Below are 15,856 nucleotides of genomic sequence, written 5' to 3'. Positions count from 1 at the left end.
AAAAGATTCGTCTTCGCGCCGGGGAACAACCGTCACACGGCCGTCCCAATTGGCCTGCTCAATTTGAACCGGGGCGTCGCTGTCGCGTTCTCCCGCGCAAGGCGGCAGATTCTGGGTGATCTTCGGCATGGCTCAAGACAACGAGAATTGGTGGCGCGACGGCGTCTTCTACCAGATCTATCCGCGCTCGTTTCAGGACTCGGACGGTGACGGCGTCGGCGATCTCGCCGGCATCCTCAGGCGGCTGCCTTACGTCAAATCGCTCGGCGTCGATGCGATCTGGCTGTCGCCGATCTTTCCCTCGCCGATGGCCGATTTCGGCTACGACATCTCGGACTATGTCGGCATCGAGCCGCTGTTCGGCACGATGGCGGATTTCGACGCATTGCTCGCGGCCGCCCACGACAATGGCCTGAAGCTGATTCTCGACCTCGTGCCGAACCACACCTCCGACCAGCATCCCTGGTTCACCGAGAGCCGGTCCTCGCGCGACAATCCCAAGCGCGACTGGTACATCTGGCGCGATCCGGCGCCCGGCGGCGGCGTGCCGAACAATTGGCTGTCCGAGTTCGGCGGCAGCGCGTGGCAATTCGATGAAGTCACCGGTCAATATTACTATCACGCCTTTCTCGCCCAGCAGCCCGATCTCAACTGGCGCAATCCTGACGTCCGCGCCGCGATCTACGACGTGATGCGGTTCTGGCTGGACAAGGGCGTCGACGGCTTTCGCGTCGACGTGATCTGGCACCTGATCAAGGACGCCGACTTCCGCGACAACCCGCCGAACCCGCATTACGTCGAGGGCCGTCCGCCGAACGAGAGGATCCTGACGCAATATTCCACCGACCAGGCTGAGGTGCACGACGTCATCGCCGAGATGCGGCGCGTCACCGATTCCTATGGCGCGCGCGTCCTGATCGGCGAGATCTATCTGCCGCTGCACCGGCTGATGGCCTATTACGGCAACGACCTCACCGGCGCGCAGATGCCGTTCAACTTCGCGCTGCTCTCGACCTTCTGGAGCGCCCGCTCGATCGAGAAGATCATCGAGGATTACGAGAAGGCGCTGCCGCGCGGTGCCTGGCCAAACTGGGTGCTCGGCAATCACGATCGCCCCCGCGTCGCGAGCCGCGTCGGGCCGGAGCAGGCCCGCGTTGCCGCCATGCTGCTGCTGACGCTGCGCGGCACGCCGACGCTTTATTACGGCGACGAGATCGGCATGCACCAGCTCGCGATCGCGCCGGAGGACGTGCGCGATCCCTTCGAGAAGAACGTGCCCGGCATCGGTGTCGGCCGCGACGGCTGCCGCACGCCGATGCAGTGGGATTCATCGAACTTCGCCGGTTTCTCGCAGATGAGGCCCTGGCTGCCGCTGCCGGAGGACCACATCCGCGAGAATGTCGCCAATCTCGAAGCCGACCCGCGCTCGATTCTCAGTCTCTACAAGCGCCTGATCGGCTTGCGGAAGAGCTGCCCCCCGCTGGTCGCAGGCAATTACCATCCGATCGCCGCGCAAGGCGATCTCCTGGTCTACCGCCGCGAGGCCGGCGGCAAGGCCGTGATCGTGGCGCTCAATCTCGGCCCCGATCCGGTCGCGGTGACCACCAGCGCGATCCGTTTCGGCAGCAGCATCCTGCTGTCGACGTTCCTGGATCGTGAAGGTGAGGAGATCGAAGGCGTGCTGAACCTGCGCGGCAACGAGGGCGTGGTGGTGGCGTCGCCCTAGGCGTCACTTTCGCCGGGACAACGGTGGAGGAGGTAACCACCGCTATCGCCCGTCATTGCGAGCGCAGCGAAGCAATCCAGTCTGTCTCCGCGGAAGCAGACTGGATTGGCTGCGTCGCAAGGGCTCCTCGCAATGACGATTGTTGAGGCCGCGGGCAAGCGACGGGGTCTCGACCTCACCCCGGATGCTTGTTCCCGCCCGCGGCGTCGTCGTCGATATCGCTTCGCTTCAACAGATAATCCAGCCCGCCGACGCGGTACCAGCGGTAGCCGTAGGGCTCCAGCACGATGCGATGCTGGCCGCGCTTGTCGGCGTGGCTGTGATCCTCCGCGAGCAGGTTGATCAGGTGCGCGCCGATCTCGCCTGAGAGCCCGGTCGAGAACACGATTTCGCGCGGCTTCTCATCGAGATTGTGCACGAACAGCACCGAATTATTGCGCCAATCGTAGCGCATGATGAACACCGCGGGATCGCGCACGGCAATGACGGCAAAATCGCCCCAGCCGACTTCGGGCACCTCCTTTCGCATGCGGATGATGCGCTCGGTCCAGTTCAAAATGGAGTTCGGATCGCGCCGCTGTTTGGCGACATTGACGTGCGGAAAGCCGTACGGGCCCTGGTCGATGACAGGGCAGGCCGGCTTGTCGCTCTTGGTGAAGCCGCCATGCGGCTCGGTCGACCATTGCATCGGCGTGCGCGCGCAATTGCGCTCGGGCAGCGAGAGGTCGTCGCCCATCGCGATCTCGTCGCCGTAGCGGATCACGGGCGTTCCCGGCAACGTGCACATCAGGCTGTAGGCGAGCTCGAGCCGCCTGCGGTCGCCGCCCAGCATCGGCGCGAGCCGCCGGCGGATGCCGCGGTCGTAGAGCTGCATGTCCTTGTCGGGTCCGAACGCCTTGAACACGGTGTCGCGCTGGGACTTGGTCAGGCGGCCCAGATCGAGCTCGTCGTGATTGCGCAGGAACAGGCCCCATTGCGCCGTCGCCGGTCGCGGTTTTGTTGCTTTCAGCGCCTTTGCGAGCGGACGGCCATCCGCGGAGGCCAGCGCATAGAACAGGTGCTGGTTGACGTGGAAGTTGAACATCATGTGCATGCGGTCGGCATCGCGGCCGAAATATTCCATGTCGGTCTTCGGCAGCACATTGGCCTCGGCGAGAATGATGGCGTCGCCCTGCCGCCATTGCAGGAATTCGCGGAAGGCGCGCAGCATGTCGTATTGCTCGACCGGCTTCTTCACCTTCGCGCCCTTGGTCGCGATCACGAACGGCACGGCGTCCATGCGGAAGCCGGAGACGCCGAGCTGGATCCAGAAGCCCATGATCTTCAGGATCTCGGCCTGCACATGCGGGTTCGAGGTGTTGAGATCCGGCTGGAAATCGTAGAAGCGGTGGAAGTAATACGCGCCCGATTCCTTGTCGCGCGTCCAGGTCGTCTTCTGCACGCCGGGAAACACCATGCCCTTGTCGGCATTGGCCGGCTTCTTGTCCGACCAGACGTACCAGTCGCGATAGGGCGAGTTCTTGTCGCGCCGCGCTTCCTTGAACCAGTGATGCTGGTCCGAGGTGTGATTGACGACGAGATCGATGATGATGCGGATGCCGCGCTGCTTGCAGCCATGGGTGAACTCGACGAAATCGCCGAGCGTGCCGTAGCGAGGATCGACGCTGTAATAATCTGCGATGTCGTAGCCGTCGTCGCGGCCCGGCGAGGTCTGGAACGGCATCAGCCAGATCGTGGTGATGCCGAGCCCGTGCAGATAATCCAGCCGCCGCAACAGCCCCTTGAAATCGCCGATGCCGTCGCCGTTGGCGTCCATATAGGAGCCGACGGACAGGCAATAGATCACGCCGTTCTTATACCAGAGATCGTCGATCATGCGCGCAGCCCGGCTGGTTCCGCCCGGCTGGGCGGCTGCGGAACAATTGTTAAGGGCGAGGGCGGTTCCGTGGTCTCACGTCACGCGCGCTGTCGTCCCCGGGGCGCGCAAAGTGCGAGCCCGGGACCCATAACGACAAGGAGTAGTTTTGCGATGACTCGGAGTTGCCACCTTCGCTCTACAACTGCTTCTCGTGGCTATGGATTCCGGGCTCGCGCCACGTGGCGCGCCCCGGAATGACGCGAGGAGAGACGGTGTCCGCCTTTATAGAATCGGCTATCCTCTCCTCATGGACAACACCGCCCGCATCACGCTCGTGCCGCCGCCGGATCGCCGCCAGTCGGAGACGGCGCTGGCGATCGCGCGCGGCACCGCGCGTCTGTTGCGCTCGCTGGGCTTCTCCTGCATCAGCGAATTGCCGCTGCCGTCGGGCCGGCGTGCCGATCTCGTCGCGCTGAACGAGCGCGGCGAGATCTGGATCGTCGAGATCAAGTCGTCGGTCGAGGATTTGCGCGCCGATCAGAAATGGCACGAATATCGCGCCCATTGCGACCGGCTGTTCTTCGCCTTCACGCAGGATCTGCCGTGCGAGATCTTCCCCGGTGACACCGGCCTGATCGTCGCCGACGCCTACGGCGCGCACCTGCATTGCGAGGCACCCGAGCACAAGCTCGCCGCCGCCACCCGCAAGCAGATGACGGTGCGGTTCGCGATGGCGGCGGCCTTGCGGATCAACCGCCTGGTCGATCCGCAGGGCCATGCGAATTTCTGGGAATAGCGGCGCCGCTGGCGCAGGTGCCGTAGGGTGGGCAAAGCGAAGCGTGCCCACCAAACCAGTCGATCATGGTCCGAGAGATATGGTGGGCACGGCGCTGCGCGCCTTTGCCCACCCTACGAGGCGGTTACCGCGGCGCGCGCTTGGCCAGGATCCGCTGCAGCGTGCGGCGGTGCATGTTGAGCCGGCGCGCCGTTTCCGAGACGTTGCGGTTGCACATCTCGTAGATGCGCTGGATGTGCTCCCAGCGGACGCGGTCGGCCGACATCGGGTTGGCCGGCAGCTCGGATTTGTCCGTGTTGGTCGACAGCAGCGCGGCGACGACGTCGTCGGCATCCGCGGGCTTGGACAGATAATCGATCGCACCCATCTTCACCGCGGTCACCGCAGTGGCGATGTTGCCGTAGCCGGTCAGAACGATCGCGCGCGCATCCGGACGCTTCTTCTTCAGCGCCGAGACCACGTCGAGGCCGTTGCCGTCGCCGAGCCTGAGATCCACCACCGCGAAGGCCGGTGCCGATTTGCCGATCTGCGCAAGCCCGTCCGAGACCGTGTCGCATGATGTCACCGAAAAGCCGCGGCTCTCCATGGCGCGCGACAAACGCTCCAGAAACGGCTTGTCGTCTTCAACGATGAGCAGCGAGCGGTCGGCCTGTTCATTCAGTTCGGCAATGGCGTTCAAGGTTGTGTCCTCTCTCCAGCGCATCGACATATGGCGCCGCAATGGCGTGGTGCCAAGGCGGCAAATGGTCGGTCCGCCCCGTTGTGCGACGCAAGGTCGCGGTCTCAAGCGCGATGTCATCGCGCTCGCGATTCTTGTTTTCAGCATGATCCTATCGGAAAACCGCAGAACACTTTTCCGGGATCATGCCTATCCTATTGTTTCTTCGAGCGTCTCGATAGCCTCAAAACGCTGTCGCGGCCATGTGATCTGAACCACCGCGCCGTGGTCCGGAAAGATCCGGTTGGTAAACGAGACCTTGGCGCCGGTGCGCTCCAGCAAGGTGCGCGCGATGAAGACACCGAGGCCGAGGCCGCGCCTTTCGCCGCCGCCATCATCCTGGGGGCGTCGCCGCGACAGATAGGGCTCGCCGATCCGGTTGAGGATATCGGGTGGAATGCCCGGTCCGTCGTCGGAGATCACGAGCTCGATATGGTCCTGGTTCCACCAGGCATTCACCTCGACGGTGGTGCGGGCGAAATCGACCGCGTTCTCGACGATGTTGCCGATGCCGTAGAGGATCGCAGGATTGCGCGAGCCGACCGGCTCGGTCGCCGCGGCCACGGCGATTCGCACCTTGATCTCCACGCCGAAATCGCGGTGCGGCGCCACCACCTCCTCGATCAGCTCCGACAGCTTCATGTGGTCGAACGGCGCGCCGGTGGGGGAGAGCTGGGTGATCTTGCTGAGGATGTCGCGGCAGCGCTGGGTCTGCTCGCGCAAGGTCTTCAGGTCGGCGGCGATGCTTGGGTCCTTCACCGTCTTTTCCAGCTCGCGCGCGATCAGGAAGATCGTCGCGAGCGGCGTGCCGAGTTCGTGCGCGGCCGCGGCGGCAAGACCGTCGAGCTGGGTCAGATGCTGCTCGCGCGTCAGCACCAGCTCGGTCGCGGCCAGCGCGTCCGCGAGCTTGCGCGCTTCCTCGGTCACCTGGAAGGAGTAGAGGCTGGTGACGCCGATCGCGAGCGCGATCGAGAGCCAGACGCCGACGAGATAGATCGGCGGCAGCACCAGAGGATCGTCGGAATCCCACGGCAATGGAAAATGGAAGAAGAACAGCACCGACGCGCAGGCCACCGCGAGCAGGCCGAGGCCGAAGGTGAAACGGGCCGGCAGCGCCGTGGCCGAGATCAGCACGGGCGCGAGGAACAGGAACGAGAACGGGTTCTGCAGCCCGCCGGTGAAGAACAACAGGCCTGCCAGCTCCACGATGTTCAGCGCGAGCAGGCCGGCCGCCTGCATCGGCTCCAGCCGCTGCATCGGATTGGCCGCGGTTTGCAGTACGAGGTTGAGCGCCGCCGACAGCGCGATGATGCTGACGCAGGGAATGATCTCGACGCTGAATTCCAGCCCCTGGGCCACGATGAAGATCGCGGCGAGCTGCCCCAACACCGCCAGCCAGCGCAGCCGCAAAATCGTGTCCAGCCGGATATGCCGCTGCGCGTGATGGAAGTCGGAATCGGCAATTTCGTTCATGTCGGCCAATGTGGCGGCGCCTTCCAAAGGTCACGAACTCGGGCTGGCGGAACCGCCCGGTGAGGAGCCCTTACATCGAGCCTTGCGCTCGCCGATGCAATAGCAGAAGAACGGCCAGCATGACCGAGAATGGCAAGGCTTCAAGTCGGCCGACTGTCGCGGATCGAGATTCGTCCGCGGCAATTGCCGTCGATCACCTCGTCAAGGTCTACAAGCAGACCCGCGCCGTCGACGACATCTCCTTTTCGCTGCCGCGCGGCAGCATCACCGGGCTGCTCGGCGGCAACGGCGCCGGCAAGACCACGACCATCGCCATGATCATGGGCCTGGTGTTGCCGACCTCCGGCCGCGTGCAGGTGCTCGGTCACCAGATGCCGGACGAGAGTGCGTCCGTGCTGGGGCGGATGAATTTCGAAAGCCCCTATGTCGACATGCCGATGCGGCTCACGGTGCGGCAGAACCTCACCGTGTTCGGCAAGCTCTATGCGGTGAAGGACCTCACTGAGCGCATTGCCAGGCTCGCCGCCGACCTCGACCTCGGCGATTTCATCGATCGCGCCAACGGCAAGCTCTCCGCCGGGCAGAAGACCCGCGTTGCACTGGCGAAGGCGCTGATCAACCAGCCCGAGCTGCTCTTGCTGGACGAGCCGACCGCCTCGCTCGACCCCGATACCGCCGACTGGGTGCGCGCGCATCTGGAGCGGTATCGCCGGGACAACAACGCCACCATTCTCCTCGCTTCGCACAACATGCTCGAGGTCGAGCGGCTCTGCGACCGCGTCATCATCATGAAGCGCGGCCGCATCGAGGACGACGACACGCCCGAGGCGATCATGGCCCGCTACAACCGCACCACGCTGGAGGAGGTGTTTCTCGACGTCGCCCGCGGCCGGGTGAACGGGGCGAAGGAGGCGGTGCGGTGAGGGGAGTCTGCTTGGCCGCCGTCGCCCGGATGGAGCCCCGTCATTCCGGGCTCGCGCTCCGCGCGCCCCGGGATGACAGCAGGAGCGCGCCATGACCGACCTCTCCCTCCACCGCGGCATCTCGCTCCACCGCATCGGCGCGATGATCCTGCGCTATTGGTATCTCTTGCTGTCGTCCTGGCCGCGGCTGCTCGAGCTGCTCTACTGGCCGGCGCTGCAGGTCATCACCTGGGGCTTTCTCCAGTATTACATCGCCGAGAACGCCAATTTCTTCGCGCGCGCCGGCGGCACGCTGATCGGCGCCGTCATCCTCTGGGACATCCTGTTCCGCGGCCAGCTCGGCTTCTCGATCTCGTTCCTGGAGGAGATGTGGGCGCGCAACCTCGGCAATCTCATGATGAGCCCCTTGAGGCCGATCGAGTTTCTGCTGGCGCTGATGGTCATGAGCCTGATCCGGCTTGCGATCGGCATCATTCCGATGACCCTGCTGGCGCTGTTCCTGTTTCACTTCAACATCTATGCCCTGGGCCTGCCGCTGATCGCGTTCTTCTGCAATCTGATCTTCACGAGCTGGTCGGTCGGCATCTTCGTCTCGGGTCTCGTGGTGCGTAACGGCTTAGGTGCCGAGAGCATCGTCTGGACGTTGATGTTCGCAATCCTGCCGCTCGCCTGCGTCTACTATCCCGTCAGCGTGTTGCCGGTCTGGCTGCAATACGTCGCCTGGGCGTTGCCGCCGACCTATGCCTTCGAGGGAATGCGCGCGCTGCTGATCGAGCACACCTTCAGGACCGATCTGATGCTGGAGGCGTTGGTGATCAATGCGGTGCTTCTGGCTGCATCTTTTGGGGCATTCCTTGCCCTTTTGCGCAGCGCAAAGCGGCACGGCTCGCTGCTCTCGGGCGGCGAATAAGTCACTTTCCCGTGGATTCACGCTGATTTGGCGGTTTCCGGCACGTAGATGTACGGAACCATGCATTGACGCAATATTACGCATTCGGCAGTATGCTGCGATGCGAAGAGGAATATGACGATGCCAATTGGTGAGTTCGGCGGCGCGCCGCCCCTGGCGGCCGAAGGCAGTCCGGTCCTGACGACGCCGATGTACTGGATGTACGAGATGGCGCACGCCTCTCTCAATCCGGCGCGTGCAGTCACTGACGCGACCAAGCTGCTGTTTCAGAATCCCCTCAATCCGTGGGCGCGCACCGAGGTCGGCAAGTCCGTCGCCGCGGCCTGCGAATTGTTCGAGCGCACGACGCGCCGCTACGGCAAGCCGGAATGGGGCCTCAACGACACCGAGGTCAACGGCATCCGCGTCCCCGTCGAGGTCCGCTCGGTCTGGGAAAAGCCGTTCTGCAAGCTGCTCTACTTCGATCGCAAGTTCGCCCGCCCGCTGCGCAGCCCGCAGCCGCGCGTGCTGATCGTGGCGCCGATGTCCGGCCATTATGCGACGCTGCTGCGCGGCACGGTCGAAGCCTTCCTGCCGGCGCATGAGGTCTACATCACCGACTGGGCCGATGCCCGCATGGTGCCCTTGAGCGAAGGCCGCTTCGATCTCGACGATTACATCGACTATGTCATCGAGATGCTGCATGTGCTCGGCGGCAACACCCATGTGATGGCGGTGTGCCAGCCCTCGGTGCCCGTCGTCGCGGCGGTCTCGATCATGGAAGCACGGCGCGATCCGTTCGTGCCGACCTCGATGACGCTGATGGGCGGCCCGATCGATACCCGGCGCAATCCGACCGCGGTGAACAACCTCGCCCAGGAGCGCGGCATCGACTGGTTCCGCAACCACGTCATCACCAAGGTGCCGTTCCCGCATCCGGGCATGATGCGCGACGTCTATCCGGGATTCTTGCAGCTCAACGGCTTCATCAGCATGAATCTCGACCGGCACATGGATGCCCACAAGCAGCTGTTTGCCCATCTGGTGAAGGGCGACGGCGATCTCGCCGACAAGCATCGCGACTTCTACGACGAATATCTCGCGGTGATGGATCTGTCGGCCGAGTATTACCTGCAGACCGTCGACACCGTGTTCGTGAAACACTCGCTGCCGAAGGGTGAGATGACCCATCGCGGAACCCGCGTCGATCCGTCCAAGGTCAAGCGCGTCGCACTGATGACGGTCGAAGGCGAGAACGACGACATCTCCGGTCTCGGTCAGACCGAAGCAACACACACATTGTGCAGCGCGATTCCCGATCATCGCCGCGTTCATTACGTCCAGAAGGGCGTCGGACATTACGGCGTGTTCAACGGATCGCGTTTCAAGTCGGAGATCGTGCCGCGGATTCACGACTTCATGGTTTCGGCTGCGAATCCTGCTTCGTTGCAGGCCCTCGCCGCTGAATAACCCCGAATTTCGGCTTTCCCGTCGAAATTCCGACCCCTGCCAGGGCCTCCGGCGGGGGCAAGTTCCCGCCAGATTCGCGGTATTTGGGTAGCTTTAAAGGAGTGAGTCTACCCTCACCCCTTGGGGGTGTCGCATGCGTCCAGCGGGGGCGAAAAAAGCCGGTTCCAACCCCAGTCTGTAGGGTCTCCCGGACGCCTGACCGCTGTATATTGGGCAAATGATTTGTTTTTGCGCCGAGCGCTTCCCATGGCGGCGGTTATGGCAGAATCCGGGCGCCCTCCTGCTCCCCGGACTGACAGACATGGCCACTCGCGCACTCCTCTATCGGCGGCCCCACGAACCGAAGACCCTCGTCATCACCCACGGATCGCAATTCTTTGCGATTCGGCTGCGCCGGCACCGCCGCGCGCGCCGCTACACGCTCCGAATTCATCCGAGCGACCGCGAAGCCATCCTCACCATGCCGCCGCGCGGCACGCTTGCGGAGGCCAAGGACTTCGCACAGCGTCACGGCGCGTGGATTGCGGCACGTCTCGGCCGCTTGCCGAAGGCCGCGCCGTTCCAGCCGGGCACGGTGATACCGCTGCGCGGCACGCCCCATCGCATCGTTCATCGCGCCGGCACCCGCGGCACGGTGTGGACCGAGATGCGCGACAGCGGCGAGCGCATTCTCTGCGTCGCCGGCGGCCTCGAGCATGTCGACCGCCGCGTCAGCGACTTCCTCAAGCGCGAGGCGCGCCGCGATCTGCAGCGTTCGGCTGAAGCCTACGCCGCCGAACTCGGGGTCAGGGTCAAGCGCCTCTCGATCCGCGACCAGTCCAGCCGCTGGGGCTCCTGCACCTCGGCCGGCTCGCTGTCGTTCTCCTGGCGCCTGATCCTCGCCCCGCCCTTCGTGCTCGACTACCTCGCCGCGCACGAAGTCGCCCATCTCGTCGAGATGAACCACTCGCCGCGCTTCTGGCGCGTCTGCGGCAAGGTCTGCCCGTCGATGGAGCGCGCCAAGAAGTGGCTCGACACCTACGGCAACGATCTGCACCGCTACGGCGTCGAGGATTAGGGTTGAATCAACGCTGTCTTTGTCGAGACGGGCGATGACAGCGCAATTGCGCGCAGCTGCCTCCACGACGGAGGAGGACGCGACGTCAGCGCGTCTTGCTCGATTTTCGCCACACTTCGGACGATCGCGCCGCTTGCCCGATTAATCCCGTTGCATCAAACGCTTCGAACGATCCGCCCGCGTCACGCAGCACGTCACGTTCTACTGTGCATGGGGTTGTTTTCGCACTTTTGTTCGGAGGCCCTTCGCAAGGCCTACCGATTCCCGCCAAACAGCCGATCCATCAGCCAGCCGTCGAGCCCTGCGGCCGCCTCGGGGCGCACATTGGCGCGCGTCGGAGGCGGCGGACGATAACCGCCGGCGTTCGCTTGTGGCGGCGCTGCGGGCGTCGGCGGCGAGACCTGCGAGGCTGCCTGGGCGAGGTTCGACAGGCCCCAGCCGCCGGGCGCGCTCGGCAAGGCCGCCACCGGCACGCCTTCATGCGCCGCCTTCATGAAGCGCGACCACACTTCGACCGGCAGGCCGCCGCCGGTCGCCTTCTTGGTCGGGGAATTGTCGTCATTGCCGAGCCAGACACCGGTGACGAGGTTCGCGGTGTAGCCGATGAACCAGGCGTCGCGATAATCCTGGCTGGTGCCGGTCTTGCCGGCCGCCGGCCAGCCCGGAATCTCCGCCTTCTTGGCGGTGCCCGAAACAAGCGTCTCCCGCATCATCGCATTCATCATGCCGACATGGCGGGGATCGATGACCTGGTTGCGCTCCTCCGGCTGGCGCATGTAGAGCAGCTTGCCGCCGGCCGTCCTGATCCTTGTGACGACATGCGGCGCCACCGCGAGGCCGCCATTGGCGAACGGCGCATAGGCGCCGACCAGCTCGACCACCGAGACTTCGGAGGTGCCGAGCGCGATCGAGGCGTTGGGCTCGAGCTTGGAGGAGATGCCGAGCCGGTGCGCGGTGCGCACCACGTTCTTCGGTCCGACCTCGAGGCCGAGACGGATGGCAACGGTGTTCAGCGACATCGCCAGCGCCTGCGTCAGCGTCACCGCGCCGAAATATTCGTGGGTGTAGTTCTCTGGCCTCCAGCCCTTGACCTCGATCGGCGCGTCCTGGCGCATGGTGTCGGGCGTGAGGCCCTGCTCGAGCGCGGTGAGATACACGAACGGCTTGAACGAGGAGCCCGGCTGGCGTTTGGCCGTGACCGCGCGGTTGTACTGGCTGTCGGAATAGTTCCGCCCGCCCACCATGGCGCGCACGGCGCCGTCGGGCGTCATGGCAACCAGCGCGCCCTGGCTGACGTTGAACTTCACGCTCTTGGCCGCGAGCTCGTCGATGATGGCCGCTTCCGCGACGCTCTGCAGCTTCGGATCGATCGTGGTCTCGACCTTGATGCTCTCGTCGATCTGGCCGACCAGATCGTCCAGCACCTCGCCGATCCAGTCGGCGACGTAGTTCACGGTGCCGGCGCCGGCCGGCTTCACGTTGTAGGAGGGATGGCCGATCGAGGCCTTCGCCTGAGCGTCGGTGATGAACTTCGCATCCGCCATCGCCGCGAGCACGATCTGCGCCCGCGCTTCGGCGCCTTCCGGGTTGCGGTTCGGGGCAAGGCGGGACGGCGACTTGACGAGGCCCGCCAGCATCGCCGCTTCCGCGACCGTCACGGTCTTGGCCGACTTGCCGAAATATTTCTGCGCCGCCGCCTCGACGCCGTAGGCGCCGGAGCCGAAATAGACGCGGTTGAGGTAAAGCTCCAGGATCTCGTCCTTGGAATGCTTGCGCTCCAGCCAGATCGCGAGCTCCACCTCCTGCAGCTTGCGCCGGATGGTGCGCTCCTGGGTCAGGAACAGGTTTTTCGCGAGCTGCTGCGTCAAGGTCGAGCCGCCCTGCGAGACGCCGCGATGAAGCACGTTGGTGACGAGGGCGCGCAGGATGCCGACCGGATCGATGCCGAAATGCGAATAGAAGCGGCGGTCCTCGATCGCGATGAATGCCTTCGGCAGGTAAGGCGGCAGATCCTTCAGTGCGACATTGGCACCGGCCATCTCGCCGCGCTGCGCCAGAATGCTGCCGTCGATGCCGACGATCTGGATCGTCGGCGGGCGCTTCGGGATCTCCAGCGACTGGATCGGCGGCAGATGCGCGCCGACATAGATGACGACGCCGATCATCGCGATGACGCCCCACAGGCTCAGCACCGCGCCCCAATAGACCAGGCGGCCGAGACCGAACCCGCCACGCGACTTCGCGCGACGCTTGGCGCCGCTGCGGCTGGCTGGCGCTTTGCGCTCGCGCGGCGGCTCGGTGCCGGCATCCTCGCTCTTGCGCTTGGCGGATGCTTTCGCGGATTTCTTCGGCTTGTCCTCGCCGCCGGGAACGCGGTCTGCCGGGGTGAGGCGCAGATCGGCGAGCGCCGCGGGCAAGCCGAACAGCGGCTCCTTCCGCGCACCCTTTTTCTTTCCCCACGCCATACGCAAAACGCCCGGTCAGCCCGCCCCGCCGAGACGCTAGCGGTCGCTGTTTAAGGCCGGGTTACCCCGGCGTTAACGCGCGATTAGGAGATGCGGCATTCGCCGTCCGCAGTTCCGCTTCCGGCGCGGCAAGGCTAGGATCGCCAGCATCAACAAGAAGAGGGAGCGCCATGGGCCATATCGATCCGACCAAGGAGATCTTTGCGCAATTCCGGGAGAACGATCGGCCGGGCCCGATCCACATGCTGAACCTGGTGCGCCTGCGCAAAGAGGCGGTCTATCCGGACGGCCGCAAGGCCAGCGGCGCGGAAGCCTATGCGGCCTATGGCCGCGAGAGCGGTCCGGTGTTCGAACGGCTCGGCGGCCGCATCGTCTGGCAGGGCAGATTCGAGCTGATGCTGATCGGCCCGCAGGAGGAACGCTGGGACCATTGCTTCATCGCCGAATATCCTGATGTCGCCGCCTTCGTCGAGATGATCCGCGACCCCGTCTATCGCGAGGCGGTGAAGCACCGCCAGGCCGCAGTGGAGGATTCGCGGCTGATCCGGCACGCCGTGCTGCCGGTCGGGAAGAACTTTGGGGAGATACCGACGTGAACGCCAAGTAGGAAGCTCTCTCGATCGTCATGGCCGGGCTTGACCCGGCCATCCACGACTTGCTTGACGCCCCAAGAACGTGGATGCCCGGGCCTTCGCCTCGCCGAAGCGGCTTCGGCCGCGCAGGCGGGACAAGCCCGGGCATGACGTCGCAGAGGCAGATGTGTTCTAGCCCGACGGGCCGGTGTCCTCGATGATCGGTCCGAACAGCTCCCAGCGCTCGCCGTTGAACTTCATCATCTGCATCTGCTTGTTGACGCGGTAGTCGTTCGGCCCGGTGTTGATCTTGATGCCCGGCAGCGCCAGGCTCGGCGTGTAGCCCTTGATATTGGCGGCCTGCTTCATGATGTTCTCACGCGTCAGATCGTCGCCGCATTGCTTGAGCACCTGCACCAGCAGCTCCGCCACCGAATAAGCGTAGGTGTTGATGGTGTTGAGCTTGTCGCCTTCCGGGAAATATTTGTCCATGAAAGCGAAGAAAGCCTTCACGCCGGGATCGTCCTTCCACTGCGGGTCGCTCGGCTCCTTGCCGTAATTGGTCGAGATGATGCCCTTGGAGATGTCGAGGCCTGCCGGCTTCAGGGTCGCCGAAATCGGGCTCGCATTGATGTCGAGGATGTGCACCGGCGTCCAGCCGAGATCGGCGAGCTTCTTGATCGCCTGCGCCGCGAATTTCGGCGTCGAGGCGTTATAGAACAGGTCAACGCCCATCGACTTCAGCTTCACCACCTGCGAGTCGACGGTGGGGTCGGTCACCTCATAGGAGACCTCGCCGACGATCATGTTGGCCTTGTCGCCGAGGCCGCTCTTGAGGCCGGCGAGATAGTCGCGGCCCATGTCGTCGTTCTGGTAAAGCACGCCGATCTTGGCATTGGGGTGATTGGCGAGAATGTACTTGGCGTAGATCCGCCCCTCGGACACGTAGTTCGGATTGTAGGCCATGGTCCAGGGATAGTTCTGCGGATCGTTGAAGCGCGCGGCGCCGGTCGAGGCCAGCAGCTGAGGGACCTTCTTGCCGTTGAGGTATTTCTGCACGGCGGCGTTCGCGGCTGTGCCGATCAGCTGGAAGGTGAAGAGCACTTCGTCGCCTTCGACGAGCTTGCGCACCTGCTCCACGGTCTTCGGCGGCGAATAGGCGTCGTCATACTGGATCAAATTGATCTTGCGGCCGTTGATGCCGCCCTGATCGTTGATCATCTTGAAGTACGCGGCCTGGGTCTTGCCGATATTGGCATAGACCGAATAGGCGCCGGAGAACGGCACGGTCTGGCCGATCTTGATCTCGGTGTCGGTTGCGCCGGTATCGTATTTCTTCTGGGCGAGGGCCTGGCTGGTCGAGACTGCGACGGCCAACGCCGCCGTGGCAGCTAAGAAGGCTCTGCGATTGTTCATGTTGGTTAGTTCCTCCTGACGGAATTTTAGGCCGATGGTCTTTCTCCGTTGATTGCAACGGTTGCCATCGCTGCCGAAGATTGTGGAGGAAGCCTCGCCGCAGCGCAAGGATCGCGGCGCTGCGCCGGTGCGTCTCAGGCGAGAAACATCGCAATCAACGCGATTGCCGCCGGCAGTGCCTGCACGATCAGGATCCGCGTGCTGACGGTCGCAGCGCCATAGGCGCCGGCCACGATCACGCAGAGCAGGAAGAACACCTTGATCTGGAACGCGAAGGCCGGGTCGCCGTGGAACAAGCCCCAGACCAGGCCGGCCGCGAGGAAGCCGTTATAGAGCCCCTGATTGGCGGCCAGCACTTTCGTGATCTCGGCCTTCTCGGGCGTGTTGCGAAACACCTTCAGGCCGGGCGGCTTGTCCCAGAGAAACATCTCCAGGATCAGGAAGAAGACGTGCAGCGCCGCGACCAGCGCCACCAGGACATTGGCGATCAGGA

General features: G+C 64.3%; 13 protein-coding genes. 7 read left to right on the top strand and 6 right to left on the bottom strand.

Features of this window, described 5'->3' with window-relative positions; genetic code table 11:
• The first annotated feature begins 127 nt into the window (after positions 1–127).
• Positions 128–1,726 carry an alpha-amylase family glycosyl hydrolase gene (locus AC24YW_RS31540; RefSeq protein WP_487486369.1) on the top strand — a complete coding sequence of 533 codons (1,599 nt, stop codon included), beginning with the start codon at positions 128–130 and terminating at the stop codon, positions 1,724–1,726.
• 175 nt (positions 1,727–1,901) lie between these two features.
• Here the strand turns inward: AC24YW_RS31540 and AC24YW_RS31535 are convergent, their stop codons facing one another.
• Positions 1,902–3,602, bottom strand: a complete 1,701-nt coding sequence (locus AC24YW_RS31535) for an alpha-amylase family protein (RefSeq protein WP_487486368.1) — start codon at positions 3,600–3,602, stop codon at positions 1,902–1,904.
• 289 nt (positions 3,603–3,891) lie between these two features.
• Here AC24YW_RS31535 and AC24YW_RS31530 point away from each other — a divergent pair, with 289 nt between their 5' ends.
• On the top strand, positions 3,892–4,380 hold the full coding sequence (locus AC24YW_RS31530) for an MmcB family DNA repair protein (RefSeq protein WP_487486367.1): 489 nt from the start codon (positions 3,892–3,894) through the stop codon (positions 4,378–4,380).
• Positions 4,381–4,504: 124 nt separating this feature from the next.
• Here AC24YW_RS31530 and AC24YW_RS31525 read toward each other — a convergent pair whose 3' ends face one another.
• Positions 4,505–5,059 carry an ActR/PrrA/RegA family redox response regulator transcription factor gene (locus tag AC24YW_RS31525; RefSeq protein WP_275517078.1) on the bottom strand — a complete coding sequence of 185 codons (555 nt, stop codon included), beginning with the start codon at positions 5,057–5,059 and terminating at the stop codon, positions 4,505–4,507.
• A gap of 189 nt (positions 5,060–5,248) precedes the next feature.
• Positions 5,249–6,571, bottom strand: a complete 1,323-nt coding sequence (locus AC24YW_RS31520) for an ActS/PrrB/RegB family redox-sensitive histidine kinase (RefSeq protein ID WP_487486468.1) — start codon at positions 6,569–6,571, stop codon at positions 5,249–5,251.
• Positions 6,572–6,690: 119 nt separating this feature from the next.
• Between AC24YW_RS31520 and AC24YW_RS31515 the strand changes: the two genes are divergently transcribed.
• The 4 genes from AC24YW_RS31515 to AC24YW_RS31500 all read left to right on the top strand — a co-directional run bounded on the left by AC24YW_RS31515 (position 6,691) and on the right by AC24YW_RS31500 (position 10,910).
• Positions 6,691–7,494 carry an ABC transporter ATP-binding protein gene (locus tag AC24YW_RS31515; protein WP_487486366.1) on the top strand — a complete coding sequence of 268 codons (804 nt, stop codon included), beginning with the start codon at positions 6,691–6,693 and terminating at the stop codon, positions 7,492–7,494.
• A 91-nt stretch (positions 7,495–7,585) separates the two neighbouring features.
• Positions 7,586–8,404, top strand: coding sequence for an ABC transporter permease (locus AC24YW_RS31510; protein WP_487486365.1), 819 nt, complete (start codon positions 7,586–7,588; stop codon positions 8,402–8,404).
• A 120-nt stretch (positions 8,405–8,524) separates the two neighbouring features.
• Complete coding sequence (locus AC24YW_RS31505; protein WP_487486467.1) at positions 8,525–9,853, top strand: polyhydroxyalkanoate depolymerase; 1,329 nt, start codon at positions 8,525–8,527, stop codon at positions 9,851–9,853.
• Positions 9,854–10,070: 217 nt separating this feature from the next.
• Positions 10,071–10,910: a M48 family metallopeptidase gene (locus AC24YW_RS31500; protein ID WP_487486364.1), complete on the top strand. Its 840-nt coding sequence runs from the start codon at positions 10,071–10,073 to the stop codon at positions 10,908–10,910.
• 254 nt (positions 10,911–11,164) lie between these two features.
• Here AC24YW_RS31500 and AC24YW_RS31495 read toward each other — a convergent pair whose 3' ends face one another.
• Complete coding sequence (locus AC24YW_RS31495) at positions 11,165–13,375, bottom strand: transglycosylase domain-containing protein (RefSeq protein ID WP_487486363.1); 2,211 nt, start codon at positions 13,373–13,375, stop codon at positions 11,165–11,167.
• A 170-nt stretch (positions 13,376–13,545) separates the two neighbouring features.
• On the opposite strand from AC24YW_RS31495, the gene AC24YW_RS31490 reads away from it, so the two are divergent.
• Complete coding sequence (locus tag AC24YW_RS31490) at positions 13,546–13,971, top strand: DUF1330 domain-containing protein (protein WP_487486362.1); 426 nt, start codon at positions 13,546–13,548, stop codon at positions 13,969–13,971.
• A 168-nt stretch (positions 13,972–14,139) separates the two neighbouring features.
• Here AC24YW_RS31490 and AC24YW_RS31485 read toward each other — a convergent pair whose 3' ends face one another.
• On the bottom strand, positions 14,140–15,363 hold the full coding sequence (locus AC24YW_RS31485; protein ID WP_487486361.1) for an ABC transporter substrate-binding protein: 1,224 nt from the start codon (positions 15,361–15,363) through the stop codon (positions 14,140–14,142).
• Between the two features lie 134 nt (positions 15,364–15,497).
• Positions 15,498–15,854, bottom strand: a complete 357-nt coding sequence (locus AC24YW_RS31480) for a DUF1304 domain-containing protein (protein WP_487486466.1) — start codon at positions 15,852–15,854, stop codon at positions 15,498–15,500.
• Positions 15,855–15,856 lie beyond the last annotated feature (2 nt).

The sequence above is a fragment of the Bradyrhizobium sp. USDA3516 genome (genome assembly GCF_057651995.1).
This window is presented reverse-complemented; position numbering and strand designations above follow the sequence as displayed.

Bases quoted from the DNA above. Each gene is read 5' to 3' on its own strand.
- AC24YW_RS31540 (WP_487486369.1), top strand. From the start codon at position 128: ATGGCTCAAGACAACGAGAATTGGTGGCGCGACGGCGTCTTCTACCAG.
- AC24YW_RS31535 (WP_487486368.1), bottom strand. From the start codon at position 3,602: ATGATCGACGATCTCTGGTATAAGAACGGCGTGATCTATTGCCTGTCC.
- AC24YW_RS31530 (WP_487486367.1), top strand. From the start codon at position 3,892: ATGGACAACACCGCCCGCATCACGCTCGTGCCGCCGCCGGATCGCCGC.
- AC24YW_RS31520 (WP_487486468.1), bottom strand. From the start codon at position 6,571: ATGAACGAAATTGCCGATTCCGACTTCCATCACGCGCAGCGGCATATC.
- AC24YW_RS31515 (WP_487486366.1), top strand. From the start codon at position 6,691: ATGACCGAGAATGGCAAGGCTTCAAGTCGGCCGACTGTCGCGGATCGA.
- AC24YW_RS31510 (WP_487486365.1), top strand. From the start codon at position 7,586: ATGACCGACCTCTCCCTCCACCGCGGCATCTCGCTCCACCGCATCGGC.
- AC24YW_RS31505 (WP_487486467.1), top strand. From the start codon at position 8,525: ATGCCAATTGGTGAGTTCGGCGGCGCGCCGCCCCTGGCGGCCGAAGGC.
- AC24YW_RS31500 (WP_487486364.1), top strand. From the start codon at position 10,071: ATGATTTGTTTTTGCGCCGAGCGCTTCCCATGGCGGCGGTTATGGCAG.
- AC24YW_RS31495 (WP_487486363.1), bottom strand. From the start codon at position 13,375: ATGGCGTGGGGAAAGAAAAAGGGTGCGCGGAAGGAGCCGCTGTTCGGC.
- AC24YW_RS31490 (WP_487486362.1), top strand. From the start codon at position 13,546: ATGGGCCATATCGATCCGACCAAGGAGATCTTTGCGCAATTCCGGGAG.
- AC24YW_RS31485 (WP_487486361.1), bottom strand. From the start codon at position 15,363: ATGAACAATCGCAGAGCCTTCTTAGCTGCCACGGCGGCGTTGGCCGTC.